This window comes from Paenibacillus polymyxa, from assembly GCF_001719045.1.
Taxonomy (GTDB): domain Bacteria; phylum Bacillota; class Bacilli; order Paenibacillales; family Paenibacillaceae; genus Paenibacillus; species Paenibacillus polymyxa_B.
Genome location: NZ_CP015423.1, coordinates 1,390,267 through 1,413,691, shown reverse-complemented (window position 1 = coordinate 1,413,691; position 23,425 = coordinate 1,390,267). Strand labels below are relative to the sequence as shown.

Annotated in this window: 17 protein-coding genes; 16 read left to right on the top strand and 1 reads right to left on the bottom strand. The window is 46.5% G+C overall.

The features are described from left to right. The first annotated feature begins 64 nt into the window (after positions 1–64). The 5 genes from secD to AOU00_RS06275 all read left to right on the top strand — a co-directional run bounded on the left by secD (position 65) and on the right by AOU00_RS06275 (position 6,397). Positions 65–1,321, top strand: a complete 1,257-nt coding sequence (gene secD, locus AOU00_RS06295; protein WP_069290197.1) for a protein translocase subunit SecD — start codon at positions 65–67, stop codon at positions 1,319–1,321. Beyond that, the gene (gene secF, locus AOU00_RS06290; RefSeq protein WP_081330683.1) at positions 1,311–2,228 is read left to right on the top strand and encodes a protein translocase subunit SecF; all 918 of its coding nucleotides are present in this window, start codon (positions 1,311–1,313) and stop codon (positions 2,226–2,228) included. Before secD ends, secF begins: the two co-directional genes overlap by 11 nt. A gap of 201 nt (positions 2,229–2,429) precedes the next feature. After that, positions 2,430–3,386 carry a cation diffusion facilitator family transporter gene (locus tag AOU00_RS06285; protein ID WP_069290196.1) on the top strand — a complete coding sequence of 319 codons (957 nt, stop codon included), beginning with the start codon at positions 2,430–2,432 and terminating at the stop codon, positions 3,384–3,386. Positions 3,387–3,419: 33 nt separating this feature from the next. Then, positions 3,420–5,816, top strand: coding sequence for a single-stranded-DNA-specific exonuclease RecJ (gene recJ, locus AOU00_RS06280; RefSeq protein WP_069290195.1), 2,397 nt, complete (start codon positions 3,420–3,422; stop codon positions 5,814–5,816). 68 nt (positions 5,817–5,884) lie between these two features. Further along, complete coding sequence (locus tag AOU00_RS06275) at positions 5,885–6,397, top strand: adenine phosphoribosyltransferase (RefSeq protein WP_023989926.1); 513 nt, start codon at positions 5,885–5,887, stop codon at positions 6,395–6,397. A gap of 530 nt (positions 6,398–6,927) precedes the next feature. On the opposite strand, the gene uraA is transcribed toward AOU00_RS06275, so the two are convergent. Beyond that, positions 6,928–8,238 (bottom strand): uracil permease, encoded by a 1,311-nt coding sequence (gene uraA, locus AOU00_RS06270; RefSeq protein WP_061829372.1) that lies wholly within the window; start codon positions 8,236–8,238, stop codon positions 6,928–6,930. 268 nt (positions 8,239–8,506) lie between these two features. Here uraA and AOU00_RS06265 point away from each other — a divergent pair, with 268 nt between their 5' ends. From AOU00_RS06265 to AOU00_RS06220, 11 genes are all read left to right on the top strand, one after another. Continuing rightward, on the top strand, positions 8,507–10,684 hold the full coding sequence (locus AOU00_RS06265) for a RelA/SpoT family protein (RefSeq protein ID WP_025720225.1): 2,178 nt from the start codon (positions 8,507–8,509) through the stop codon (positions 10,682–10,684). A 137-nt stretch (positions 10,685–10,821) separates the two neighbouring features. Next, complete coding sequence (dtd, locus tag AOU00_RS06260) at positions 10,822–11,268, top strand: D-aminoacyl-tRNA deacylase (RefSeq protein WP_023989923.1); 447 nt, start codon at positions 10,822–10,824, stop codon at positions 11,266–11,268. A 118-nt stretch (positions 11,269–11,386) separates the two neighbouring features. Beyond that, a complete protein-coding gene (locus tag AOU00_RS26540; protein ID WP_172828268.1) occupies positions 11,387–11,548 on the top strand; it encodes a hypothetical protein in 162 nt (53 codons plus the stop codon). Between the two features lie 227 nt (positions 11,549–11,775). Then, positions 11,776–12,282 (top strand): type 1 glutamine amidotransferase domain-containing protein, encoded by a 507-nt coding sequence (locus AOU00_RS06255; protein WP_061829371.1) that lies wholly within the window; start codon positions 11,776–11,778, stop codon positions 12,280–12,282. Between the two features lie 62 nt (positions 12,283–12,344). After that, positions 12,345–12,815: a hypothetical protein gene (locus AOU00_RS06250; RefSeq protein ID WP_061829370.1), complete on the top strand. Its 471-nt coding sequence runs from the start codon at positions 12,345–12,347 to the stop codon at positions 12,813–12,815. Positions 12,816–13,503: 688 nt separating this feature from the next. Continuing rightward, entirely contained in the window at positions 13,504–14,748 is a 1,245-nt protein-coding gene (gene hisS / locus AOU00_RS06245; protein ID WP_023989920.1) for a histidine--tRNA ligase, read from the top strand. Between the two features lie 86 nt (positions 14,749–14,834). After that, positions 14,835–16,613, top strand: coding sequence for an aspartate--tRNA ligase (aspS, locus tag AOU00_RS06240; RefSeq protein WP_061829369.1), 1,779 nt, complete (start codon positions 14,835–14,837; stop codon positions 16,611–16,613). A 152-nt stretch (positions 16,614–16,765) separates the two neighbouring features. After that, positions 16,766–17,515: a tRNA threonylcarbamoyladenosine dehydratase gene (locus AOU00_RS06235; RefSeq protein ID WP_013311554.1), complete on the top strand. Its 750-nt coding sequence runs from the start codon at positions 16,766–16,768 to the stop codon at positions 17,513–17,515. Between the two features lie 174 nt (positions 17,516–17,689). Further along, positions 17,690–18,988: an NCS2 family permease gene (locus AOU00_RS06230; protein WP_061829368.1), complete on the top strand. Its 1,299-nt coding sequence runs from the start codon at positions 17,690–17,692 to the stop codon at positions 18,986–18,988. Between the two features lie 97 nt (positions 18,989–19,085). Beyond that, positions 19,086–20,903 carry an ABC transporter ATP-binding protein gene (locus tag AOU00_RS06225; protein ID WP_061829367.1) on the top strand — a complete coding sequence of 606 codons (1,818 nt, stop codon included), beginning with the start codon at positions 19,086–19,088 and terminating at the stop codon, positions 20,901–20,903. Positions 20,904–21,085: 182 nt separating this feature from the next. Next, positions 21,086–23,227 (top strand): HelD family protein, encoded by a 2,142-nt coding sequence (locus tag AOU00_RS06220; protein ID WP_069290194.1) that lies wholly within the window; start codon positions 21,086–21,088, stop codon positions 23,225–23,227. Positions 23,228–23,425: the final 198 nt, after the last annotated feature.

Here is a 23,425-nt window from a genome sequence, read left to right as displayed (position 1 = left end):
TGACTGCTTTTTGAGGGGTAGCTATAATAGGAATATTGAGAATGAAAGGGGAACATGGGACGGAATGAAGAGAATTCTAAGTTTCATCGTGGTCGTGCTCATAACTACTGGTGTTATGATCGGGACAAGCCCGGGCCTACTGAACAGTTTAAAATTAGGCCTCGATTTAAAGGGAGGCTTTGAAATTTTATATGAAGCCCAGCCTTTGGAAGCCGGGCAGAGTGTAACCAGCCAGTCTCTTATACAAACAGCTCAAAGTCTGGAGAGACGGATAAACGCGCTTGGTACAACTGAGCCGGAAGTAACAACAGAGGGTACCAACCGTATTCGTGTGCGGCTTGCTGGTGTCTCTAATGAAGCAGAAGTGCGCTCTATGCTGAAAAAGCCTGCCGAGTTGACCTTCCGCAGTGCAACGGCAGCGGATGCTAAAAAGCCAGGCCAATACAGCAAAATTGAGCTCCGCGGTAATGATTTTGTGGAGAATGGCGCTGTTGTCGGCTATGATCAGCTGAACCAACCTGAGATTAGTATCAAAGTGAAGGACAAAGCTAAATTTGCAGAAATCACAAAGCGACTTCTGAATAAAGAATTGGCTATTTTCCTGGATCAGGAATTGCTGTCTGCACCTACAGTACGTGGGGAATTAACGGACGGTAGCGCGTCAATCACAGGTAGCTACACTCGTGATGAAGCGAATAAACTGGCGGATACAATTAATCTGGGTGCCCTTCCGCTCAAACTGACGGAAAAATATTCTCAGAGTGTAGGTGCTACGCTGGGCCAATTGTCACTAGATCAGACGATTCGTGCTGGGTTGATCGGCTCGATCATTATTCTGGTATTTATGATTGCGATGTTCCGTGTACCGGGATTAGTCGCTAGTTTCTGTCTCATCGTTCATACCTGGGTGGTGCTTGCCATCTTTTATTTGGGTGGATTCGTGCTTACGCTTCCGGGTATTGCAGCCTTCGTGCTCGGGATCGGGATGGCGGTAGATGCCAATATCATTACGTATGAACGGATTAAAGAAGAAATCAAGTCAGGCAAAACGATTCGTTCTTCTGTCATTGCAGGTAGTAAGGCTTCGTTCCGTACCGTTATGGATGCCAATGTTACGACAATTATAGCGGCAGCGGTTATGTTTGGTCTGGGAACAGGCTCCGTTCGAGGATTCGCTTTGGTGCTCATCGTTGATATTGTCACCAGTATTTTGACGAATATCTTCTTCTCCCGCTTCTTACTCAATCTGCTGGTTAAAGCGGATGTTGTGAAGAAGGCCAAGTATTTTGGTGTGAAGGAGAGTGATATCAGTGCGCTTTAATTGGAACTTGAAATATATTAAGATGAGCAAGTGGTTTTACACGTTCTCGATTATTATCACACTGCTTGGTATTCTGAGCTTATCGATATTTGGTCTGAATTACGGGGTGGATTTCCGTTCCGGTTCCAATGTGGATGTCAATCTGACTAAAGTAGTTACACAAGAACAGATCCAGACTTTGCTGAACAAGCAGGAGATCGGCAAAGAGGTCGATTATACGCAGGGTAAAGAACGCTTCGGTATTCGCTTCTCGCAGGTTTTGACGGATCAGCAAGTGAATAACTTTAAGACTTCTTTTAATAAAGAACTGGATCCGAAGGCCTCCTTTGAGGTCAATACAGTGGATACGGAAATGGCGCAAGAACTAGAACGAAATGCGTTATGGGCGATTTTATTGGCTTCTGTGGCTATCGCTATTTATATCTCAATCCGTTTTGAATGGCGGTTTGCCGTTGCAGCAATTGTTTCGTTGCTGCATGATGCCTTCCTCGTCATCAGTATTTTCTCGATTTTCCGGCTTGAGGTGGATTTGACCTTTATTACGGCAATTCTGACGATTGTCGGTTTCTCCATTAATGACACTGTCGTTATTTTTGACCGTATACGGGAAAATCTACGATTTGCGAAGAAGAAGTCTAGGGACGACTTAGAGCAGGTAGTTGATCACAGTATTGCCCAGACAATGACTCGTTCACTTGCAACCGTGTTTACGGTATTTATTGCCTCCTTATGTTTGTTCATATTTGGCGGCGAATCGATCCGTATGTTCTCACTTGCGATGGTCATTGGTTTGTTGTTTGGTGCTTATTCCTCCATTTTCATTGCCAGTCCGCTGTGGGTAGCTTTGAAAGGAAAACAAAAATCTCCGACAGCCGGCGGGGGCGCGGCCAAAACTGCAAAGTCTTAAGTTACGTAAATACCAGTAGTATAAATTAAAGAGAAAGCCGCGTCTGCCTGGGCGCGGTTTTCTAAGGTTTTGAGATTTACCTTGAGTAAGGCACAATAGTGGACACTTAAATGAGAATGGTTTTTTGTTTTGAGAAATTCGGTTATTTTAGAATGGAGCTTTATTAGGAAAGGGTTAGTTCAGGATTGAGGGGGAAACGTTGTGAATAGCGAACGCAGCCGATCATTGGAAACTGCGGCGTTGAGCGGGATTGTAGGCAATTTCGCGCTGGCTGTTCTAAAGGGAACCGTCGGTTATGCGGCAAACAGCAAGGCGTTGTTGGGGGATGCACTGCACACGGCTGCGGATAGTGCTTCCCGTTTGCAGGAGCTTCTGTTTTCCAAGGGTGCTACAGGGCACGGAATGCTGGCACGGTTGCGGAACGGTGAAAAAGTTAGGACGATCATATCTGTAGTGCTGGCTATTTTAGTGCTGATGAGTGGTCTTCAGCTAGCTATCTCGGCGGTTCGTTCATTAAGCAGTTCGGAACCGCAGGCTCCTAGTCTGTATGCATTAACTACCGTATTTATTGCGTTGGTGTTGAGAGAGGCGTTATTTCAGTTTCAATATCGCTATTCGATTAAACATGGTCATAAAGCGGAAGCAGATCGGTACGCTAACCATGAACGTTACTCGCTGTATGCATCGTTGATTGCATTGATCGGCATGATCGGTGCAATGACTGGCGAAGCAATGGAATGGCCTGCATTATTATATCTTGATCCAACCGCAGCTTTGCTGGTAGCCTGTCTGGTGCTTCGCAAAGGATATTTGATGGTAATGAATACCGCTTACCAGGTTCCTGCACAGCCCTTGCAGGAGGAAGACTCCCGCCGCTTTATGGAGACGATTCAACGGGTGTATGGTATTGTAACGGTTGAGCACTTACATGCCCAGGAAACAGGCCATTTCATAACAGTGGATGTAACGATAAGTGTGAACCCGCGGATTACGGTACAGGAAGCGCAGGAAATCGCCGATCGAGCCAAAAATCTACTGTTAGCCCGTTTTCCACAGGTGACCCATGTACAAATGCAGTTCATTCCTTATCAAGCCGGGTATCCTTACAAATCCAATCATGAACTGCCAGATAATGATGTGTCGTCGTTGCTTCAATAGAGCAGGATGACTATGAAAGAAAGGTGAACAGGATTGCTTCATTCGCAGTACAGATGGAAGACCCCAGAGGCTAACCTAGAAGCGGCTCAGCTGTTGACAGAAGAGCTGGGGATTTCACCATTGTTGTCCCGGCTTTTAGTGAACCGGGGCGTCACTACCGCCGGGGAAGCAAACCGCTTTTTGTACGGAAGTGTGGACGATGTACACGACCCTTTTTTGCTTCTTGGTATGAAAGAGGCTGTACCGAGAATTCGCCAGGCTCTGGAACGTGGCGAGCATATATTAATCTATGGCGATTATGATGCGGACGGCGTGTCCAGTACATCATTGATGATTCAGCTCATGCGTTTTCTCAAGGCTTCTTATGATATTTATATTCCCCATCGTTCTAATGAGGGATATGGTCTGCATAACCATGCTCTTGATTGGGCTCATCAGCAGGGAGTTACGCTGGTCATTACGGTAGATACGGGAATTAGTGCAGTAGAGCAAATTGCTTATGCAACTTCCTTGGGGATAGATGTTATAGTGACGGATCATCATGAGCCGCCTGCTGTACTTCCCGAGGCATATACTTTGATTAATCCGAAGCTACCCGGTTGCCCATACCCATTTAAAGGTCTTGCAGGGGTTGGTGTTGCCCTGAAGCTCGCTCAGGCGCTGTTGGGTGAGGTGCCAGAGGAATGGTTTGAAATCGCCGCTATCGGCACGGTAGCCGATCTGATGCCACTACATGGTGAAAATCGGACGATGGTAAGCAGAGGGATTCAATCCATGAGAAACTCTGCATTTCCGGGTATCCGTGCGTTGCTCCATGTAGCGGGCGTGGATATATCTACAGTGACTTCAGTCAATATCGCATTTGCATTGGCTCCGCGGATTAATGCCAGCGGGCGCCTGGATCATGCGGGACGAGCAGTTTCTCTGCTGACGACAGAAAAAGAGGAAGAAGCAGACCAACTTGCGCATGCGCTGGATCTGCTCAATCGTGAGCGTCAACAGGTGGTCGAACGTATTGTGGAGCAAGCCGAGCAACAATTGGCCTCCAAACTGAATGGAGGCAAGCTACCGTCAGTTATTGTGTTGGCTGGTGAAGGCTGGAATGTCGGCGTTGTCGGAATTGTGGCATCCAAGCTATTGGATCGCTATTATCGACCGACCATTATTCTTGGTATAGATGCTGAGACAGGCACGTGCAAAGGTTCTGCCCGGTCTATTCCTGCATTGGATATCTACAGTGCTCTTACGGACAGCCATGAGCTTATGGAGCATTTTGGTGGTCACCCTTCGGCTGCGGGTATGACGCTGTCCCGTGACAATCTGAAATTGTTTGAAGAGCAGCTGAACCGCTATGCGGGTTCCATTCTGACACCAGAAGATCTCATTCCTGTAGCTGAGGCCGATATGGTCTGTCGTCTGGACGAGGTGTCTTTACAAGTGGTTGAAGAACTGGAGTTGCTTCAGCCTTTTGGTATGGGGAATCCTTCTCCACGATTCGTATTACAGGGTCTGCAATTGCGCGAGGCTCGTAAAATGGGACGTGAGAAAAATCATGTGAAGCTCCTGCTGGAGCAGAACGGTTTATCGCTGGACGCGATTGCCTTCCGTCGTGGCGAATTGGCTGATTTTTTACAGCAACAAACAGAGATAGATCTGCTGGGTGAATTGTCAATTAACGAATGGAACGGTAAACGGTCTCTTCAGCTAATGATGCAGGACATTCGAGTGCAGGCGCCACAAATTTTTGATTATCGTGGAGTGTCGGACCCTTTTGCCGAATTAGAACGGGGACTGAAGATTTTTCATCCACGTATTGAGGAAAGAAAGAAAGACGTTGCGGTGTTGATTCATCCGTCATCCAGGCTTCGTCCATCGAGCTCCGTGGACGCTGAATCCTTATGGTTATACGATAAAGACGGTAGCGTTTTTCCCAGTGATGGTCAAAGAGATGCACAGCACTCTGTAAAGTCGCTGTTCGTACTAGAGCCGCCGGATACACCGGTTCAGTTTCAGGCATTATGGTCTACCTTTGAGAATGTAGAGAACGTATTTCTCCTTCATTCGGTCAGTGAGCGTGGCGGTCGACTCGTAAGCCCTGACAGAGAGCTGTTCAAGCGCATTTACGTTGTGCTTTCTCGAATGGGGACACAGCCTATTGATGAAAAAGCAATGCTGCCTGCTCTTAGCCGACAGTGTTCCTGTTCAGTACGCATGTTATCCAAAGTATTGGACATCTTCGAAGAGCTTGAGTTTATGACGCGTACAGATGGTCAATTCCGTTTTGTATCCAATCCGCCTAAGCGGGATTTAACCGCTTCTCCACGCTATCAGGAATTGTATAATATGGCTGAAATGGAGAAGTATTTGCTGGATGCGGACACTACCCAGATGACGAGCTGGATTATGTCGCTTATGAAGGGTGCGTCTTGAGATACTATTTCGCAATTTATGTTGTAAAATGTATATACTAATTTGAAGTTACAGTAGGAGGAACTAAGTTGGACTACAAAGAATATATTCGGGTGATTTCCGATTTTCCACAACCAGGGATTAGTTTTAAGGACATTACGACCCTGATGAAAAATGGTGAACTGTACCGCAAGGCTATCAACGATATGAAGGAACTGGTATCGGATTTGAAAATTGATTTGATTGCAGGGCCAGAAGCACGTGGGTTCGTTGTTGGTGCTCCTTTGGCTTATGCGCTTGGTGTTGGTTTTATTCCCATCCGTAAAAGTGGCAAGCTCCCTGGGGAAACCATTGAGGAAGCATACGGTTTGGAGTATGGTAAAGATACACTGGCGATGCATAAGGATGCTATAGAGCCAGGCCAAAATGTTCTGATTGCTGATGACCTGCTGGCTACAGGTGGAACCATCGCTACATCCGTGAACTTGGTACGCCAACTTGGTGGCAATGTAGCAGGGGCTGCTTTTCTTATTGAGCTATCTGATCTAAACGGTCGGGCGAAACTGCCTGATGTAGATGTATTCACCCTGATTACGTATTAAGTATTTCGAAACCCGGGTTTCCCGGGAAATAATTATGTGCGGATCGCCTAAATAGTCCGATGGAACATCTCTTTATCTAAAGAGTTGCTCCATCGGACTATTTTGTTTAGCAGTGTTTTAAGTTTGGGCTTTGTTTAATTGGTACAAACCACCAGCCACTTTGTTGGAGATATTTAATAATTTTTTAAAAAATTGTCTATGAAGAAAAAGAGTAGAGGTGGCCATAAGGAGCATAGAGGTCATGCTGATTTCAATCAGTTTTTTGTCCTTATTTTTTTGCTAAGCAGAAGCTAGATAAGGAAATAAGTAAAAATGCTGCTCGTTGCATATCGAGGGTTAAAGCGGATATTGCAACTAACGTGGAGGGGGCGCTCTGGAGAAGGATGAAGGATTATCTATTAAAAAAAGGCCGTGCATAAAAAAACGCCGCTCCATGAGATATGGATCTTTTTTACACGCTTGTCTATACAGCCTGAGCGTGTTGATCAATAACTAACATGGAGCGGCGTTTTAAAGTTGAAAAAAAGATATCAATCTGGTGTTTTCTCGGTTAAAGGTTCCTGCGATTTATCGTTGGACCAGCCGAGCACGTCAATCAGCTTAAAGAACAAGCTGAGGATGATGCCGATGATTGTAGCCAATGCCATACCTTTCAAGGTTACAGCGCCCCAAGTGAGCGTAGTACCGCTGATTCCGACAACAAGCACGATGGTCGCAAGCAGCATGTTGGTTGGCTTGGCGAAATCAACCTTTTGCTCAACGAAGATTCTTAGACCGGAGGCAGCGATGACACCGAATAATAGTAAGGATACGCCACCCATAACTGGAGCTGGAATATTAGAAACAATCGCTGAGAACGTGCCTGAGAAGGACAATAGGATGGCAATGACAGCCGCTCCGCCAATGACCCATACAGAGTACACTTTAGTTAATGCCATGACACCAATATTTTCACCATAAGTCGTGTTAGGTGTAGAACCAACAAAACCGGAAATGACGGTGGAAATACCGTTACCTAGCAGAGAGCGATGGAGACCAGGATCTTTGGATAGCTCGCGTCCGACAATGTTGCTAGTCACAAGCAAGTGACCAATATGCTCTACGATGACGACCAGAGCAACAGGAAGAATCGTCAGCATAGCAGAGGTATTAAAAACGGGAGTGGTAATTGCAGGATGTCCGAAAAAAGGAGCGTCTGCAATGGCTTGTGTATTGACCATGCCCATAAAATAAGCAAGTACATAGCCCACTACGATACCAATCAGAATATGAATGATTTTGGCAAACCCGCGAAACAATACCGCACCCAGAACAGTGACCCCGAGTGTAACGAGCGAAAGAGTAATCGTTTTGGGATCTGGAGTCCAGGCCTTAGTAGGATCGGCATTGATAATGCCTGCCATACCTGCTGCAACCGGAACCAGTTCCAGACCGATTAAGGCTACGATGGAGCCCATAACAGCTGGAGGAAAAACGACGTCCAGCCAACGGGTTCCGGCATATTTGATCACCAGTGCGACGAGGCAGAAAATAATACCTGTAACGATGAAAGCACCGAGGGCCATAGCATAGCCGTTGCCGCCGGGATTGTTTTTAAGCACAAGACTGACGGGAGCGATAAAAGCGAAGCTGGAGCCGAGATAGGCGGGAATTTTGCCGCGGCAGATCCATATGTACAACAATGTGCCAATACCGTTCATTAGCAAAATCATGCCGGGATCGACGCCGAAAATATTCGGCACCAGCACAGTGCTGCCAAACATGGCAAACAAATGCTGTACGCTGAGCAGGAACCCAGGTCCTGCCGGTAGCTTTTCATTAACTTGAATTTCGCGTTGCAACGCAGTTCACTCCTTAGTTCTTTCAATTATTCTTATATACATTAATTACTTTTCGTAATTTTTTCAATATAATTCGTTTCATTTCGTCAACAATCCTGATTTTACTTACCATGTGTGACAGAATAATGCGACAATGCCAAACCTGTAATAGTTGACGTGTGACGTGCTAACCGTCATAATTGTAGGAAATCACTTTTAAAAGGGAACCTTTGCGCGACATTGATCGGCGGGTTCCATTTTGCATAGAAAGGACACGGAATAGAGCAGAATGGGGATAGAGCAATTACTTAAAAAGGCCGGGGCCTATACCAGAGAAGCAGATCTTATCCGCATCAGGGACGCCTATGATTTTGCCGAGCAGGCCCATTCCGGCCAGACTCGTAAGTCCGGTGAACCTTATATTCTGCATCCGCTTGCGGTTGCTGATATCGTCGTTAATATGCAGATGGATACCATCTCCATTATCGCCGCTCTTTTACATGACGTTGTGGAGGATACAACGGTGTCTTTGGCGCAGATTCGCGAGCATTTTGGCGATACATGTGCGATGCTTGTCGATGGTCTGACGAAGCTGGAGCGTATTCAGTTCCGTTCCAAGGAAGAACAACAGAACGAAAATTATCGAAAAATGTTTATTGCTATGGCGCAGGACATTCGTGTCATCGTCATTAAGTTAGCAGATCGTCTGCATAACATGCGTACTTTGAAATATCAGTCAGAGGAAAGCCAGCGTCGGATTGCTTATGAAACGTTAGAGATTTTCTGTCCGGTTGCAAACCGACTGGGTATTTCGGCCATTAAATGGGAAATGGAAGATATTGCTTTACGCTATCTGAATCCTCAGCAGTATTATCGCATCGCTAATTTGATGCATAAAAAGCGGGCAGAGCGGGAGCAGTTTATTGATAATGTCATACAGCGTATCAGAGAAAAGCTGGAAGAGATGGGTATTCAGGCTGACCTGTCCGGACGCCCTAAACATATTTACAGTGTGTTTAAAAAAATGACGACGAAGAACAAGCAATTCAATGAAATATATGATTTGCTGGCGATTCGAATTATTGTGGATAACATTAAAGACTGTTACGCCACACTGGGGATTATCCATACGTTGTGGAAGCCGATGCCGGGGCGGTTTAAGGATTATATCGCTATGCCTAAGGCCAATATGTATCAGTCCCTTCATACGACAGTAGTAGGTCCCAACGGGGAGCCTACCGAGGTACAAATTCGCACAGTGGATATGCACCGTACCGCTGAATTCGGGATTGCGGCCCATTGGGCCTATAAAGAAGGCAACGGAGCAAACAACACTAACTTTGAGGATAAAATCACCTTTTTTCGAGAAATTCTGGAGCTGCAAAATGAAGCGAAGGATGCGTCGGAATTTGTGGAATCGCTCAAAATGGACTTTTTCTCAGACCTTGTGTTTGTGTTTACTCCTAAGGGAGAGGTCATTGAGTTGCCGGCCGGATCCGTTCCGCTGGACTTTGCTTTCCGTATTCATACCGAAGTTGGCAATCGAACGATTGGCTCTAAGGTAAATGGAAGAATCGTACCTTTGGATTATCGGCTTAAAACCGGTGATATTGTCGAAATTATGACGTCCAAGCATTCTTATGGACCTAGTCAGGACTGGCTCAAAATTGCTCAGTCCTCTCACGCGCGCAGTAAAATCAAACAATGGTTCAAGAAAGAAAAGCGTGAGGAGAATGTTGAAAAAGGCCGCGAAAATCTGGAACGTGAACTGAGAAAACGTGATATCGAGCCATCGGTGTGGATGAGCGACGACAAGCTTCAGGAAGTGGCACAGAAGTTCTCTTTTAACGATTCCGAAGATATGCTGTCTGCGATTGGCTTTGGTGGTATAACCGCAGCGCAGGTCTGTACACGTTTGACAGAGAAGCTGCGTAAGGAACAAGAAGAGGCACGGTTGATCGAACTGACGACCGAGGTCAAGGAGTACAAGCCGCAGGGCGAACGGAAAAAAACACCGACCAACGGTGTCAGCGTCAGAGGCGTCGATAATTTACTCGTTCGTTTTGCACGATGTTGTAATCCCGTACCGGGAGATGACATCATTGGCTATGTAACACGTGGACGCGGCGTATCCGTTCACCGGACGGATTGCCCGAATATTCCTTCGGGTACGGGCGAAGACCAGGCACGTGTGATTGAAGTAGAGTGGGAAGAAGCAGCGGAAGTCAATTACAGCGTCGATATTGAGATTACCGGGCATGATCGCAACGGTTTGCTGAATGAAGTGCTTCAGGCCATTTCTGAGAACAAAACCAGCTTCTCGGCCGTTACAGGTCGTACAGATAAAAATAAAATGGCGATGATTCACATCACGATTCTCATTCGCAACACGGATCATTTGCATTCTGTTGTCGAACGGATCAAACGGGTGAAGGATGTATACACTGTGCATCGGATTATGCAATAACCTTATTAAGCGTACAGATAGGTTTATAGCCTTTGTAACACATCTTGGGTAGAAAGACCCATGGGTTGCTAAAAGAGCCATAATACGGCTGTGAGCAGCTTTTAAAAGGGAAGGTTAAAGGAGATATCGGATAGGCGATGAAGATCATTATTCAGCGCTGTAAAGACGCTCAGGTAACGGTGAATCAAAAGGTGGTCGGCAAGATTGGAACCGGATTAATGCTGCTGGTTGGTATTGGTCAGGGAGATACTGCAGCCGATGCCGTTTATTTGGCGGATAAAACAGCGGGATTACGTATATTTGAGGATGCTGAAGGTAAAATGAATGACAGCGTTCTGGATGTCGGTGGAGCCATTTTGTCTGTCTCTCAATTTACGTTGTATGGTGACTGCCGTAAAGGGAGAAGGCCTAACTTTATGGGGGCGGCCAAACCTGAGGAAGCGGAAAAGCTGTATGATTTCTTCAACAGTCAGCTTCGAGCCAAGGGCTTGGAGGTCGAAACGGGAATTTTTGGGGCTATGATGGATGTTTCATTGACGAACTGGGGCCCAGTGACACTGATTTTGGATACCGAACGTTCGTAGCTATGCGTTGATGGCGTGATCTGAGTAGAATAAAATAACTGTTCAGAGGGACCATAATGTCATCCCGATTGGTGATTAGCCAGGCGGATAGCCTGAGGGTGACAGGAGAGACGAAGCTATGCGTCAAACCCCAAAAATGGACGGGCATCGAAGCACTATGCTGCTTTTTCCCGGTAGCATGCAGGAGGCAATCAGCCTTACTCGTAATGCTGACACGTTATTACAGCATGTTGCAGCAGCCATCGACAAGCCGGGACGCGGTGCTTTGCCACGCAGGTAACATCGGGTTAAATGTAGCGTTATGAGGTGCTACCCGGAAGTAGCATAAAGAGGTCAAAAATAAAATATGTAGCATTGAATTAGTGCAGGAGCCGAAAGGCTCCTTTTTCTTTTCCGCCGCTGCGATTGTTATAAAAACAGATCAAGCGGGTAATAACAAATCGTGGTAGACAAACAAACTTAATTTTAACTTTTTCGAGGGTAACCGGAAAGGAGATCTGAACATTAATGAGTAAAATTGCATTTTTATTAGCTGACCAATTTGAAGATTCTGAAATGAAGGTACCTTATGATGAATTAAAAAAGGCTGGACATGAGGCAGATATTGTTGGGCTGAAGCAAGGTGAGAAAGTGAGCGGTAAGCAAGGTAAAGCAAGCTACACTATTGAAAAAGCCATTGCAGATGTGAAATCAAGTGACTATGATGCAGTTGTTATTCCCGGCGGATCCTCCCCGGAAAATCTGCGATTGGATGCACATGTTCTGAAATTTGTGACTGAAATTAACGAGGCCCAAAAAACGATTGGCGCTATCTGTCACGGGCCACAAATTTTGGCGAGTGCCGATTTGTTACAAGGCCGGACGATTACTGCTTATCCTCCGTTGAAAGATGACTTGATTAATGCGGGTGCTCATTTTGAGGATCGAGAGGCGGTTGTGGACGGTAACTTTATTACGTCTCGGACCCCTAAGGATGAGCCTGCCTTTGTGCGTGAGTTATTAAAAGCGTTGTAATTTGAACGTGAATATTTCCTTAGATTAATGCCAGTACAATTCCCAAACGAGGAGGATTTGATATGGCAAAACAGATTCAGGCTTATTTTCGCACAGAAGATGAAGCTGAGGGTGCCAGAGCCTCGCTTCAAGCTTATAGAACCGAACATTTGGAAGTAGGTGCCTTGGATGATACGCTCGGTCGGGAGACGAGAGTTTTAATTCCGTTGATCCCCTATAACAATACAGGTTCTGTGAGCACAGGAGGCTCTGCAGGTGCGGCAATCCCTGCGGCGGGTGCTTATGGCGAGAATATTCTACCAGATGCGAAGGATGACCAGATTAACTCTGGCTCAGCCCAAAGGGATCTGAATGAAGATCGGGGTGGAACAACGAATCATGACGGAGGGTTGCTCCGTGCGACAGATGTGTATATTAACGGTGATCAAGATGAATTACGGTATGTATTATCAGCAAAGGTGAATGATGCCGATTATGATGAGGTCATTTATAAGCTACGTTCCAATCGTGGATATGTATCGCAGTTGGATTAAAGCTGAGAGCGCGACACAAGAGATTGTCGATACTGGAGAAATTCAGCTACAAAAGAGTGACTGTAATACAATTGTAATATTCGAAACATCATTCCTTAATATTCGTTGTTTATAATAACAGCATGACCCCCTTTTGATATATCTTTTTGAACCTGCGGACCGTTTCCGCAGGTTTTTTCTTTTTATAAGCCTTATTTGTCCGATTATAGGGAGAATGTCTTGACTTTGTCGAAGCGGTTCATTAAAATCATAAAATAATGAAAAATGATTTGATGACGGGACCAAGTACTCCGAACCCACAAGCGCAGAGAGGAATTTCCAGGCTGTAAAAATTCCCTTGATGAGCGGATGAATGACCTCCCCGAGAACAGGCGGCGAACAATTGAGGAAACCCTACTGAAAGTACATTGCAACTGTGCCGACAGTGGATGGTCCTGCATAATAGCCGTACTGCGCGTTACGGGCGTTATACGTATGAGCGGAGTCAGTATAATGCTGACGGGCAATGAGTGATTCTTATGCTGGTTGTCTGGGTAAACTCCGGAATGTGGGTGGTACCACGGGTGATTTGTAAACGACAATCCCTCGTCCCTGTTAATGTTAACAGGACGAGGGATTTTTTGTTTTATTTGAAAGTGGAGCAATAAGAAGTGCACAATACGAAATACAACGATGGGGGGATACGTTAATGGCCTTTCAAAAACCGACGGGAACACAGGATTTGCTGCCGGGCAGTGTAGAAAAATGGCAAGTTGTCGAGGAAAAAGCCCGTGAGATTAGCCGCCGCTTTAATTACCGAGAGATTCGTACACCCATGTTCGAACAAACGAATTTGTTCGTTCGAGGTGTGGGTGAAACGACGGATGTGGTGGAAAAAGAAATGTATACTTTTGAGGATAAAGGAAAGCGCAGCATGACTTTGCGTCCAGAAGGAACAGCAGGGGTTGTCCGCTCCTATGTGGAGAACAAACTATACGGGGAGCCGGATGTAACTAAGCTGTATTATATCGGCCCGATGTTCCGGTATGAGCGTCCACAGGCTGGGCGTCAGCGCCAGTTTCACCAATTTGGAATTGAAGCATTTGGTGCGGTCGATCCGGCGTTGGATGCAGAAGTTATTGCTTTCGGGTATCAATTCTGCCGTGAACTGGGCTTGAAAGGAGTACAGGTGGAGATTAACTCCGTCGGTAATGCAGCCAGCCGGGCAGCTTATCGTCAGCATCTGGTAGACTTCTTGATGCCAATTAAGGATACGTTGACCAAGGAGAGCCAAGCACGCATTGAGCGTAATCCGCTACGAGTGCTGGATAGCAAAGATGACCAGGACAAATTTGGAGGTGCACCTTCGATTTTGGATAGCTTGGACGAGGAATCCCGCACACACTTTGAGAAAGTGAAGCAAAATTTGGATGCCATGGGCGTGGAATATACAGTTAACCCTCGCTTGGTACGGGGGCTGGATTATTATACGTTGACAGCGTTCGAATTCAAAGCCGAAGGAATTGGTGCCATAGACACGATCGGTGGAGGCGGCCGCTACAACGGATTGGTTGGGGATCTGGGCGGACCGGATCAGCCGGGCATTGGTTTTGGCATTGGACTGGAGCGAATTCAGCTGATCTTGGAGCATCAAGGTGTCAAACTGAACGAAGCCAAGCCGTTAGATATCTATATGGTAGCGTTGGGAGAAGCAGCAGAAACGGAAGTAACTAAACAACTATTCAAGTTGCGTCAAGCCGGATTTTCCGCAGAACGAGATTATCTGGGGCGTAAAATGAAGGCGCAGATGAAATCAGCCGATCGCTTTAAAGCAAGGTATACTGCGATTCTGGGTGAGGATGAGCTGGTTCAGGGTGAAATTGCACTGAAAAACATGGAAACCGGCGAGCAGCGTACCGTTAAGCTGGATCAGCTGGTGGAAGAATTAGGATAAACAAAATAATGTAACATCAGTCAGGGGAAGTTTCCCTCTGGCTGTCATATAGCATTAACTACTAAACATAAACAGGAGTGTGTATTATGAAAAGGAGTCATCAATGCGGCGCATTGACTCATGCGCATATCGGAGAAACAGTTACATTGAACGGTTGGGTACAAACTCGTCGTGATTTGGGGGGCGTACTTTTTATAGACCTACGTGACCGTAGCGGAATTGTACAAATCGTGTTTAATCCGGCATATTCCGGTGACGCACTGCAAATTGCGGATCGTGTCCGTAGTGAATACGTGCTTGAGGTTACCGGTACTATTGTTAAGCGTGATGCAGAAACGATTAACCCGAACCTGCCTACAGGTGAAATTGAGGTACGCGTCACTGAAATCGAAGTATTGAATGCATCTAAAACACCTCCGTTCTTCATTGAAAATGGTGTAGAAGTGGACGAGTCTCTGCGTTTAAAATACCGTTATTTGGACCTGCGTCGTCCGGAAATGTACCAGACCTTGAAACTGCGCTCTAAAGCAGCAAAAATATTCCGTGACTTCCTGGACGGAGAAGAGTTTGTCGAGGTGGAAACACCAATTTTGACGAAAAGCTCCCCAGAGGGCGCACGTGATTATCTGGTACCTAGCCGGGTGCATGAGGGTGAGTTTTTCGCCTTGCCGCAATCGCCACAACTGTACAAGCAATTGCTGATGGTGGGTGGCCTGGAGCGCTACTACCAAATTGCACGTTGTTTCCGTGATGAAGACTTGCGTGCTGACCGCCAGCCTGAATTTACGCAGGTCGATATTGAGACCTCCTTTATGCAACAGGATGACTTGCTGCCAATGATGGAGCGTCTTATGGTGAAATTGTTCAAAGAAACAGTTGGGGTAGAACTGGAAACACCGTTCCAACGGATTACACATGCAGAGGCAATGGACAAGTATGGTTCTGACAAGCCTGACCTGCGTTTTGGTCTTGAGCTGATAAATGTTAATGATATCGTGGCAACCAGTGGTGTGAAAGTATTTGCTTCCGTAATTGAAAAGGGTGGCGAAGTTAAAGTCCTTAATGCCAAAGGATGTGGCACGTGGAGCCGTAAGGACATTGATGACCTGGGTCCTTTTGCAGCGCGTTATGGAGCAAAGGGCTTGGCTTGGATTCAAGTGAAAGAAGGCGAATTCAAGGGGCCTATCGTTAAATTCTTCACACCGGAAGAAATCGAAGCATTGAAGGAGCGCACAGGAGCCGAAGAAGGCGATCTGTTACTATTCTCTGCGGATAATAAAAAGGTAGTTGCTGATGTATTGGGCGCACTTCGTCTGAAAATTGGCCGTCATTTGGGACTGATCGACGATAACAAATTCAAATTTGCCTGGGTTGTAGACTTCCCGCTTCTCGGCTATGACGAAGAACAAAAACGTTATGTAGCGGAGCACCATCCGTTCACTCGTCCGAAGGAAGAAGACCTGGCCCTCTTGGACACAGATCCTGGTCAAGTTCGTGCTCAGGCCTATGATATCGTGCTGAACGGCTACGAAGTGGGTGGTGGCTCGATGCGGATTTTCAAACGTGAAGTTCAGGAAAAAATGTTCAAAGCGCTCAATCTGCCGCCTGAAGAAGTGAAGGATAAATTCGGTTACCTGCTAGATGCATTTGAATATGGTACGCCTCCACATGGTGGTATTGCCTTCGGTTTTGACCGTCTTGTCATGCTGCTTGCAGGTCGTACAAACCTGCGTGAAACTATTGCATTCCCGAAAACAGCCAGCGCGACAGACCTGCTTATGGATGCACCAGCCGAAGTGGATCAAGCTCAATTGGATCAGCTTCATATTCGTCTTGCTCCGAAGCCTGTTGCGCCTAAAGCTTAAGACGAACATTTGGCTTAGCAAGTGCCATCCATTGGCATGAGATAGCTTATAGAATGCCATGAACCCGTTACCCTCATATGGATAATGGGTTCGTGGTTTGTATGCTGGAGTTCAGGCATAGAGTTTAAATCAGTGAGGGAGGATATACCATATTGTTGCATCAATTTTCACGAACGGAACTGGCCATTGGAACTGAAGGTCTAGAGGTTATGAAAAATAGCACGGTGGCCGTGCTGGGTATTGGCGGTGTCGGTTCGATTGCAGTGGAAGCACTGGCGCGCACGGGTGTTGGACGCATCATTTTGATTGATAAAGATGTTGTAGATATCACCAATATTAATCGCCAGATTCATGCGTTGACAACGACGGTAGGTCAAAAAAAGGCTGATCTGATGGTAGAGCGTGTGAAGCTGATTAATCCTGAATGTGAAGCGATTGCACTGAACATGTTTTATACAGAAGAAACATATGAGGAACTGTTCAAGTACGAATTGGATTATGTGCTGGATGCTTCGGATACGATTATATATAAAATTCATTTGATTAAGGAATGCCTGAAACGGGGGATTCCGATGATCTCCAGTATGGGCGCTGCGAATAAAATGGATCCAAGTCGTTTTCAAGTTGCGGATATTTCCCAGACGAGAATGGACCCGATTGCCCGTGTCATCCGTACCAAGTTGCGCAAGGAAGGCATTACCAAAGGCGTCAAAGTTGTGTTCTCCGATGAGGAACCGATGAAGCCACGTGAAGAAATTACAAAAAAAATTGTACCTGCAAACGCGCCTGAAATTCGGAAGGCGAAGCAGCCGCCTGCAAGCAATGCATTTGTACCTCCGGTAGCAGGACTGATCATGGTTAGTGTAGCCGTGAAGGATTTGTTAGAACACGCTGGTGTGTAAGTTGCAAAAATAGCATGGCAGTGCATTCGTAGATTTACATCAGTATGTATTCACTTTAAGACCTGTAGTTCTGTGCATCACATCCTTTGTGTCACAGTTGCTACAGCTCTTTTTTGTTTTGAAAAAGCGCAGCTTACTGCAATCAGATTGAACAACTTGCTGGAGGGTTTTGGTATGAAGGATGGACTATGGTCCAGAAGTCTCGGTTTCAAGCCCGAGCATCATTGGAAAAAGGAATTAGCCGCTGGGGCCATTTCTTATTTTTCCGTTGTATACATTGTTATGGTTAATGCAACTATTTTGGCAGATGCCGGGATTCCCCTCCAAGGGGCAATGCTCGGGACGCTGCTGACATCGATGATCGGCTGCCTGCTTATGGCTTTTGGTGGGAAATCTCCAATGGTCGTTGTACCCGGGATGGGAATTAATGCTTTTTTCACATATACGCTCGTACATTCTATGAAGCTGAGCTGGCAGGAAGCGCTGATGGTGGTTGCCGTCACAGGGATTTTATTCGCCATTGTGGCTTTTACATCATTGTACAAGCTGATTAGCCAAGCGATTCCCCATAATTTGCAGCACGGAATTACGGTGGGCATTGGGTTGTTTTTAACCTTCATCGGATTGCAAAAAAGCGGCATCGTGATTGCTCATCAGACGACTTTTGTGGCTATTGGCCATTTTAATGATCCCAAGGTAATTACGGCTTGTGTAACGTTGCTGCTCGCTATTGTATTGTTTGTGCGTAACGTTCAGGGAGGTTTACTAATTAGCATTTTGGCGGGAACTGGCCTTGCTTATATACTAGGAGCTGTAGAGCCTACAAGCACGGTACGAACCTCTGAAACGGTGCGACAGTATGGGCAATTGTTTGGAGAGCTTTCCTTTTCAGGCATTGTCTCGGTAGCTTTCTGGATCGCTGTCTTTTTGCTCCTACTCATTGTGCTATTCGAGAATATTGGTATGATTACTGCACAAACCAACATGATTGGAAGACCGGATTTATTTAAAAACAGCTTGCGTGTGTTGGCTGTAACCAATATCTTTGCCGGTATTTTGGGTAGCAGTCCGGCGGTAGCCGCTGCGGAATCAACGGCTGGCATTGCAGCGGGGGGACGCTCGGGAATGACACCGCTGGTAACTGCTATTTTATTCGGAGCGACGTTTTTCTTTATTCCTCTGTTGGCTTATATTCCTGACAGTGCCATTGCGCCCGTGTTGATCATCATTGGGGGTCTAATGGTGCAAAATGTGCGAGAGATGGATTTCAGTGATTTTACTGAAGCGTTTCCTGCATTTCTGATCATGGTGATGATGCCCTTTACTTACAGTATTGTGGACGGGATGGCATTTGGATTTATTGCATACCCCGTAGCCAAGCTGGCAGCAGGACGGGGCAAGGAAGTGCCTGTTGCATTATATATCATTTCTGTACTGTTTGTGGCTAACTTTGTGCTTCATTCTCTGGTGTAGTAAACTCGAAGATAGATTGTACTGTTCATACCCGCGCAGAGCGCGGGTGTTGTTGTTTGAACAAGAATGGTCAGACAGGAAGCGAGGTTGATGGCATATGGAAAAAAAACATCATACACACCAAGATGAGCAGGAGGACCAGATGAAGGAAAAACCGGGTAAAAGACCGGATAAGGCTGGCATGGGGCGGTTTATCAAATTGATTGCGAGTGCGCATCCGCCCAAGGCAATTCTGATCATCGCCCTGATTCTGACGCTGATTCAGACCATTGCTGGTTTAATCGTACCCATGATGACCAAAGGGTTGATTGATGGCTTGACCTTTTCTTCACTAAACCGTATGGTCATTGTTGGTCTGCTTGGCGCTTTTGTGCTTCAAGCGGTGGCTTCGGCGGTTTCTATCTATATGTTGAACTATGCCGGGCATAAGATTGTGGCTAATTTGCGCAAACGTTTATGGCATAAAATCTTATCTCTACCTATCCCTTACTTTGATCGGAATCGGTCAGGAGATACGATGAGTCGCGTCACCAATGACACAAGCCTGATTATGAACTTAATTACGGAGTATCTAGTCAATCTGATTTCTAATGTGATCGCAATTATTGGTGGTATTGCATTGTTATTTTATCTGGATTGGGTGATGACGCTCATTATTATGGCCATTGTTCCGCTAACAGCCCTGATTTTATTTCCGGTAGGCAGAAAAATGTACCGCATCTCCAAAAAACAGCAGGATGAGATGGCAGATCTGACCTCAGTGTTGAGTCAGGTTATCGGCGAAATCAGACTGGTGAAGGCCTACGGAACCGAAAGCAGAGAGGCTCAGGCCGGTGAGGATCGTATTTACCGGATGTTCCGCTTCGGTTTGCAAGAGTCACGTATCCTGGCCCTTGTAGGTCCCATTTCTACCTTCTTGCTGACTGCAGTGCTGGTCATTATATTGGGTGTTGGTGGTGTTCGTGTCGCATCGGGTGTGCTGACCGCTGGGGATTTGGTGGCTTTTATTTTGCTGCTGTTTCAGGTGATCACACCGATGGCACAATTCACGACCCTGTATTCACGTCTGCAAAAGGTGGTTGGGGCTACTGAACGGATTCAGACGATTTTAGATCATGAAGAAGAACCGCTCGAGTTGAAGCAGGAAGCGGCAAAAGAGAGCAGAGATATTATACTTCGTGATGTTGCCTTTTCTTATACCGAAGGGGAAGAGGTTCTTCATAATGCGAACTTGGTCATTCCGGCTAACCGGACGACAGCATTCGTGGGACCGAGTGGAAGTGGGAAGTCCACCTTGTTTTCATTGTTGGAACGCTTTTATGTGCCAGATACAGGTGAAATTCGTTATGGAGACGAACCGATATCGTCATATACACTTTCCTCCTGGCGCTCCAAAATTGGTTATGTATCGCAGGAAAGCTCAATGATGACCGGAACGGTCAGAGATAATATTACATATGGCTTGGGGCGCGAAGCTGACTTGGAAGAAGTGAGACGAGCAGCCACGATGGCGTATGCGGATACATTTATTATGGATCTACCTCAAGGCTACAATACTGAGGTGGGAGAACGGGGAATGAAGCTGTCCGGAGGGCAGCGTCAACGGATCGCTATTGCGCGTGCGCTTCTTCGTAGCCCTGACATTCTCATGCTGGATGAGGCTACATCTAGTCTGGACAGCTCATCTGAGCATGAGGTACAGAAGGCCCTAGCGAACTTGATGGAAGGACGCACGACAATTGTCATTGCTCATCGTTTGTCTACAGTGGTTCACTCCGATCAGATTATCGTGTTGGACAAGGGCAAGGTGACCGGTGCAGGAACTCATACTGAGTTATTAGAGTCCCATCAGGTGTACCGTGAGCTGGCTCAAAAGCAGTTTGTGGAGATGGGGGAGAGGAGTATGGAGCATTAGAGGCCGCTTCGCTGGTGCCGCAAAGCTGCATACTTTTGTGAAAGGATAGGGAAATAGGCGTATTAGGAAATAAGGTTGGATTTTTATGGTTAAATGTGTTACGCTTACTTTCCTTTTTTTGTGTCGGAGCAAGTGAATGCGATGCAGAAATCGAGACTTGATATTCTTAGGAGGTAACTGAAATGGAGAATGAGTTTCAAAGTGCCTATCAAGAAGAACAGCACAGGCTGTCGCTTGCTATGGAGGAAATTGATCGGAGATTGGAACGGCTTCGCAATACGCCGGTGTACACCGGGCATGATTTTACGGAGCAAGTGCTAGAATCGGCACGGGAGGAAAAACGTCAGGCTTTGGCCAAAAGCTCGCAGGAGCCTTATTTTGGTCGTATGGATTTTGACGAACGTGGCAGAGGGCAGCGGAAGCCACTTTATATCGGTAAAATTGGAGTGGAGCGTGAAGAAACGTCAACGTATCCGCTGGTGATTGATTGGCGCGCACCGATTGCCAGCTTGTTTTATTCATTTACAGGTGGTGAAGAAACTGCGTCCTATGAGGCTCCCGAGGGAACCATTGAGGGCTTGGTCTATCTGAAGCGCAACGTTGTCATTCGGAAAAGAATCCTGGAACGGGTAGCCGATACGTATAATCGTGAAAGCGACGAGCCGGCCGTTTCCGATGAGTTTCTCGTTTATCGTTTGGGAGAAAACAAGGATAACCGTTTACGGGATATCGTATCTACCATTCAGGCGGAGCAGGATCAGATCATCCGTGCGGCTAAAAATACAGCCCTCGTTATTCAGGGGGTGGCGGGTAGTGGCAAGACGACGATAGCGCTGCATCGGCTCGCATTTTTGCTGTATCAATACAAGGATCAGGTATCGGCCGACAAAATGGTAATTTTCGCACCAAACCATATGTTCCTTGACTATATTTCAGATGTACTTCCAGAGCTGGGGGTCGGGAATATTCAGCAAAGTACATTTGCAGACTGGGCGCTGGATTTGTTGGGTTTGGATTTACCTTTGGCTGATCCTGCCGAAACATTATCTTATTGGTTTGAGAGTGGCAGTCTGAGAAAGGAATCCATGGATGAGGCGCCGGGAAGATTCAAGGGTTCGGTTCATTTTATGGAGCTGCTTCAAGCTTTTGTTGAACGACTGGAGCCCATTTCCGTGCCAGAGGATGATTTTTCACCATGGGATGGGGCGGTGCTACCGCGAGCTGAGATTTTGAATTGGTTCAATGAGGAATATAAGCCTTATCCGCTCGCGAAGCGGAAGGAGCGTGTGCTCGCAAGAGTGCACCGCTGGATTGAAATGGAGCTGAAAAAGTCGCCTTCGGCGGCAGCGCTCAAGGAACGCAAAAAAAAGGCAGGGGCACGTGAAAAGGCATATGCTAAAAAATGGCCACAATATGACGCACTGACGCTCTACAAGCAGCTTTTTCAGGCAGCTAAAGGGTTACCCGCAGATACGGCTGCGGAGATGAAGGCTTCTCTGCCGCCTGCTATTTTTAAGACCACACAGTCGGATCTGCGAAAACAGATTATCCGTGAAGAAGATCTGACTGCGTTAGTGTATCTTCACGTGCTGATTCATGAGGTAGAATCATCCCAACGTTTTGACCATGTGGTCATTGATGAAGCGCAGGATTTTTCACCTTTTCATATCGCATTGCTGGATTTGTTCGTGAAAGGGCATTCCTTTACGATACTGGGCGATTTATCGCAGGGCATTCATGAATACCGTGGCGTGCATGCGTGGGAGGAAATGAGTTCTCTTTTTGCGCCGGAACATACAGGGTATTTTGCACTTACGCGGAGCTACAGATCAACCTTGGAAATTATAGAATTTGCAAATACGATTTTGGAGCAGGGAGTTCGCGGCGGTATTACGGCAGTTCCGGTATTTCGTAGTGGCGATCCGGTGCGCACGATGTCTTACGACTCATCCGTGCGTGAGCAGAGTTTGCTCACCGCTCTAAAAGAGCTGTCCTCCAAGGAGTATCGTACTGTTTCTGTGCTGACCCGCACCTTAAAAGAGGCCGTGGAGCTACATGAGGTTTTCATAAGCGCGGGGTTGGATGTGAATTTGATTGACGGTGGTAAAAAGCAATATGAAGGCGGTTTGTCGGTACTGCCTGTGTACCTATCCAAAGGTCTGGAGTTCGATGCAGTTATTGTGGCGGATGCCGACCATGAGCATTATGGAGAACGGGCATGGGATGCCAAACTGCTGTATGTAGGATGTACCCGTGCGCTGCATGAGCTGTGGCTATTGCATGATGGCTCACTTCCTAGTTACGTACAGGCACAGACGGAGTAAGCAGAAAAAGCGTTGTAAAGCATCGCCTGAGTTGTTGTATTCCTTTTTGTTACTGTTTATCTTAGTGATGGAAATATGAAGTTATGCCAGTCGAAGAACAGCCACGAAATTCATCTTTCGTCTAAGGCTGTTCTTTCTTTTTTGTAGGCGACTGACTTGTAGATCTACAGCCGTGCCGTGACCATGCTATCTGCAACT

Bases quoted from the DNA above. Each gene is read 5' to 3' on its own strand.
- secD (WP_069290197.1), top strand. From the start codon at position 65: ATGAAGAGAATTCTAAGTTTCATCGTGGTCGTGCTCATAACTACTGGT.
- AOU00_RS06265 (WP_025720225.1), top strand. From the start codon at position 8,507: ATGGGGATAGAGCAATTACTTAAAAAGGCCGGGGCCTATACCAGAGAA.
- dtd (WP_023989923.1), top strand. From the start codon at position 10,822: ATGAAGATCATTATTCAGCGCTGTAAAGACGCTCAGGTAACGGTGAAT.
- AOU00_RS26540 (WP_172828268.1), top strand. From the start codon at position 11,387: ATGCGTCAAACCCCAAAAATGGACGGGCATCGAAGCACTATGCTGCTT.
- AOU00_RS06255 (WP_061829371.1), top strand. From the start codon at position 11,776: ATGAGTAAAATTGCATTTTTATTAGCTGACCAATTTGAAGATTCTGAA.
- AOU00_RS06250 (WP_061829370.1), top strand. From the start codon at position 12,345: ATGGCAAAACAGATTCAGGCTTATTTTCGCACAGAAGATGAAGCTGAG.
- hisS (WP_023989920.1), top strand. From the start codon at position 13,504: ATGGCCTTTCAAAAACCGACGGGAACACAGGATTTGCTGCCGGGCAGT.
- aspS (WP_061829369.1), top strand. From the start codon at position 14,835: ATGAAAAGGAGTCATCAATGCGGCGCATTGACTCATGCGCATATCGGA.
- AOU00_RS06230 (WP_061829368.1), top strand. From the start codon at position 17,690: ATGAAGGATGGACTATGGTCCAGAAGTCTCGGTTTCAAGCCCGAGCAT.
- AOU00_RS06225 (WP_061829367.1), top strand. From the start codon at position 19,086: ATGGAAAAAAAACATCATACACACCAAGATGAGCAGGAGGACCAGATG.
- AOU00_RS06220 (WP_069290194.1), top strand. From the start codon at position 21,086: ATGGAGAATGAGTTTCAAAGTGCCTATCAAGAAGAACAGCACAGGCTG.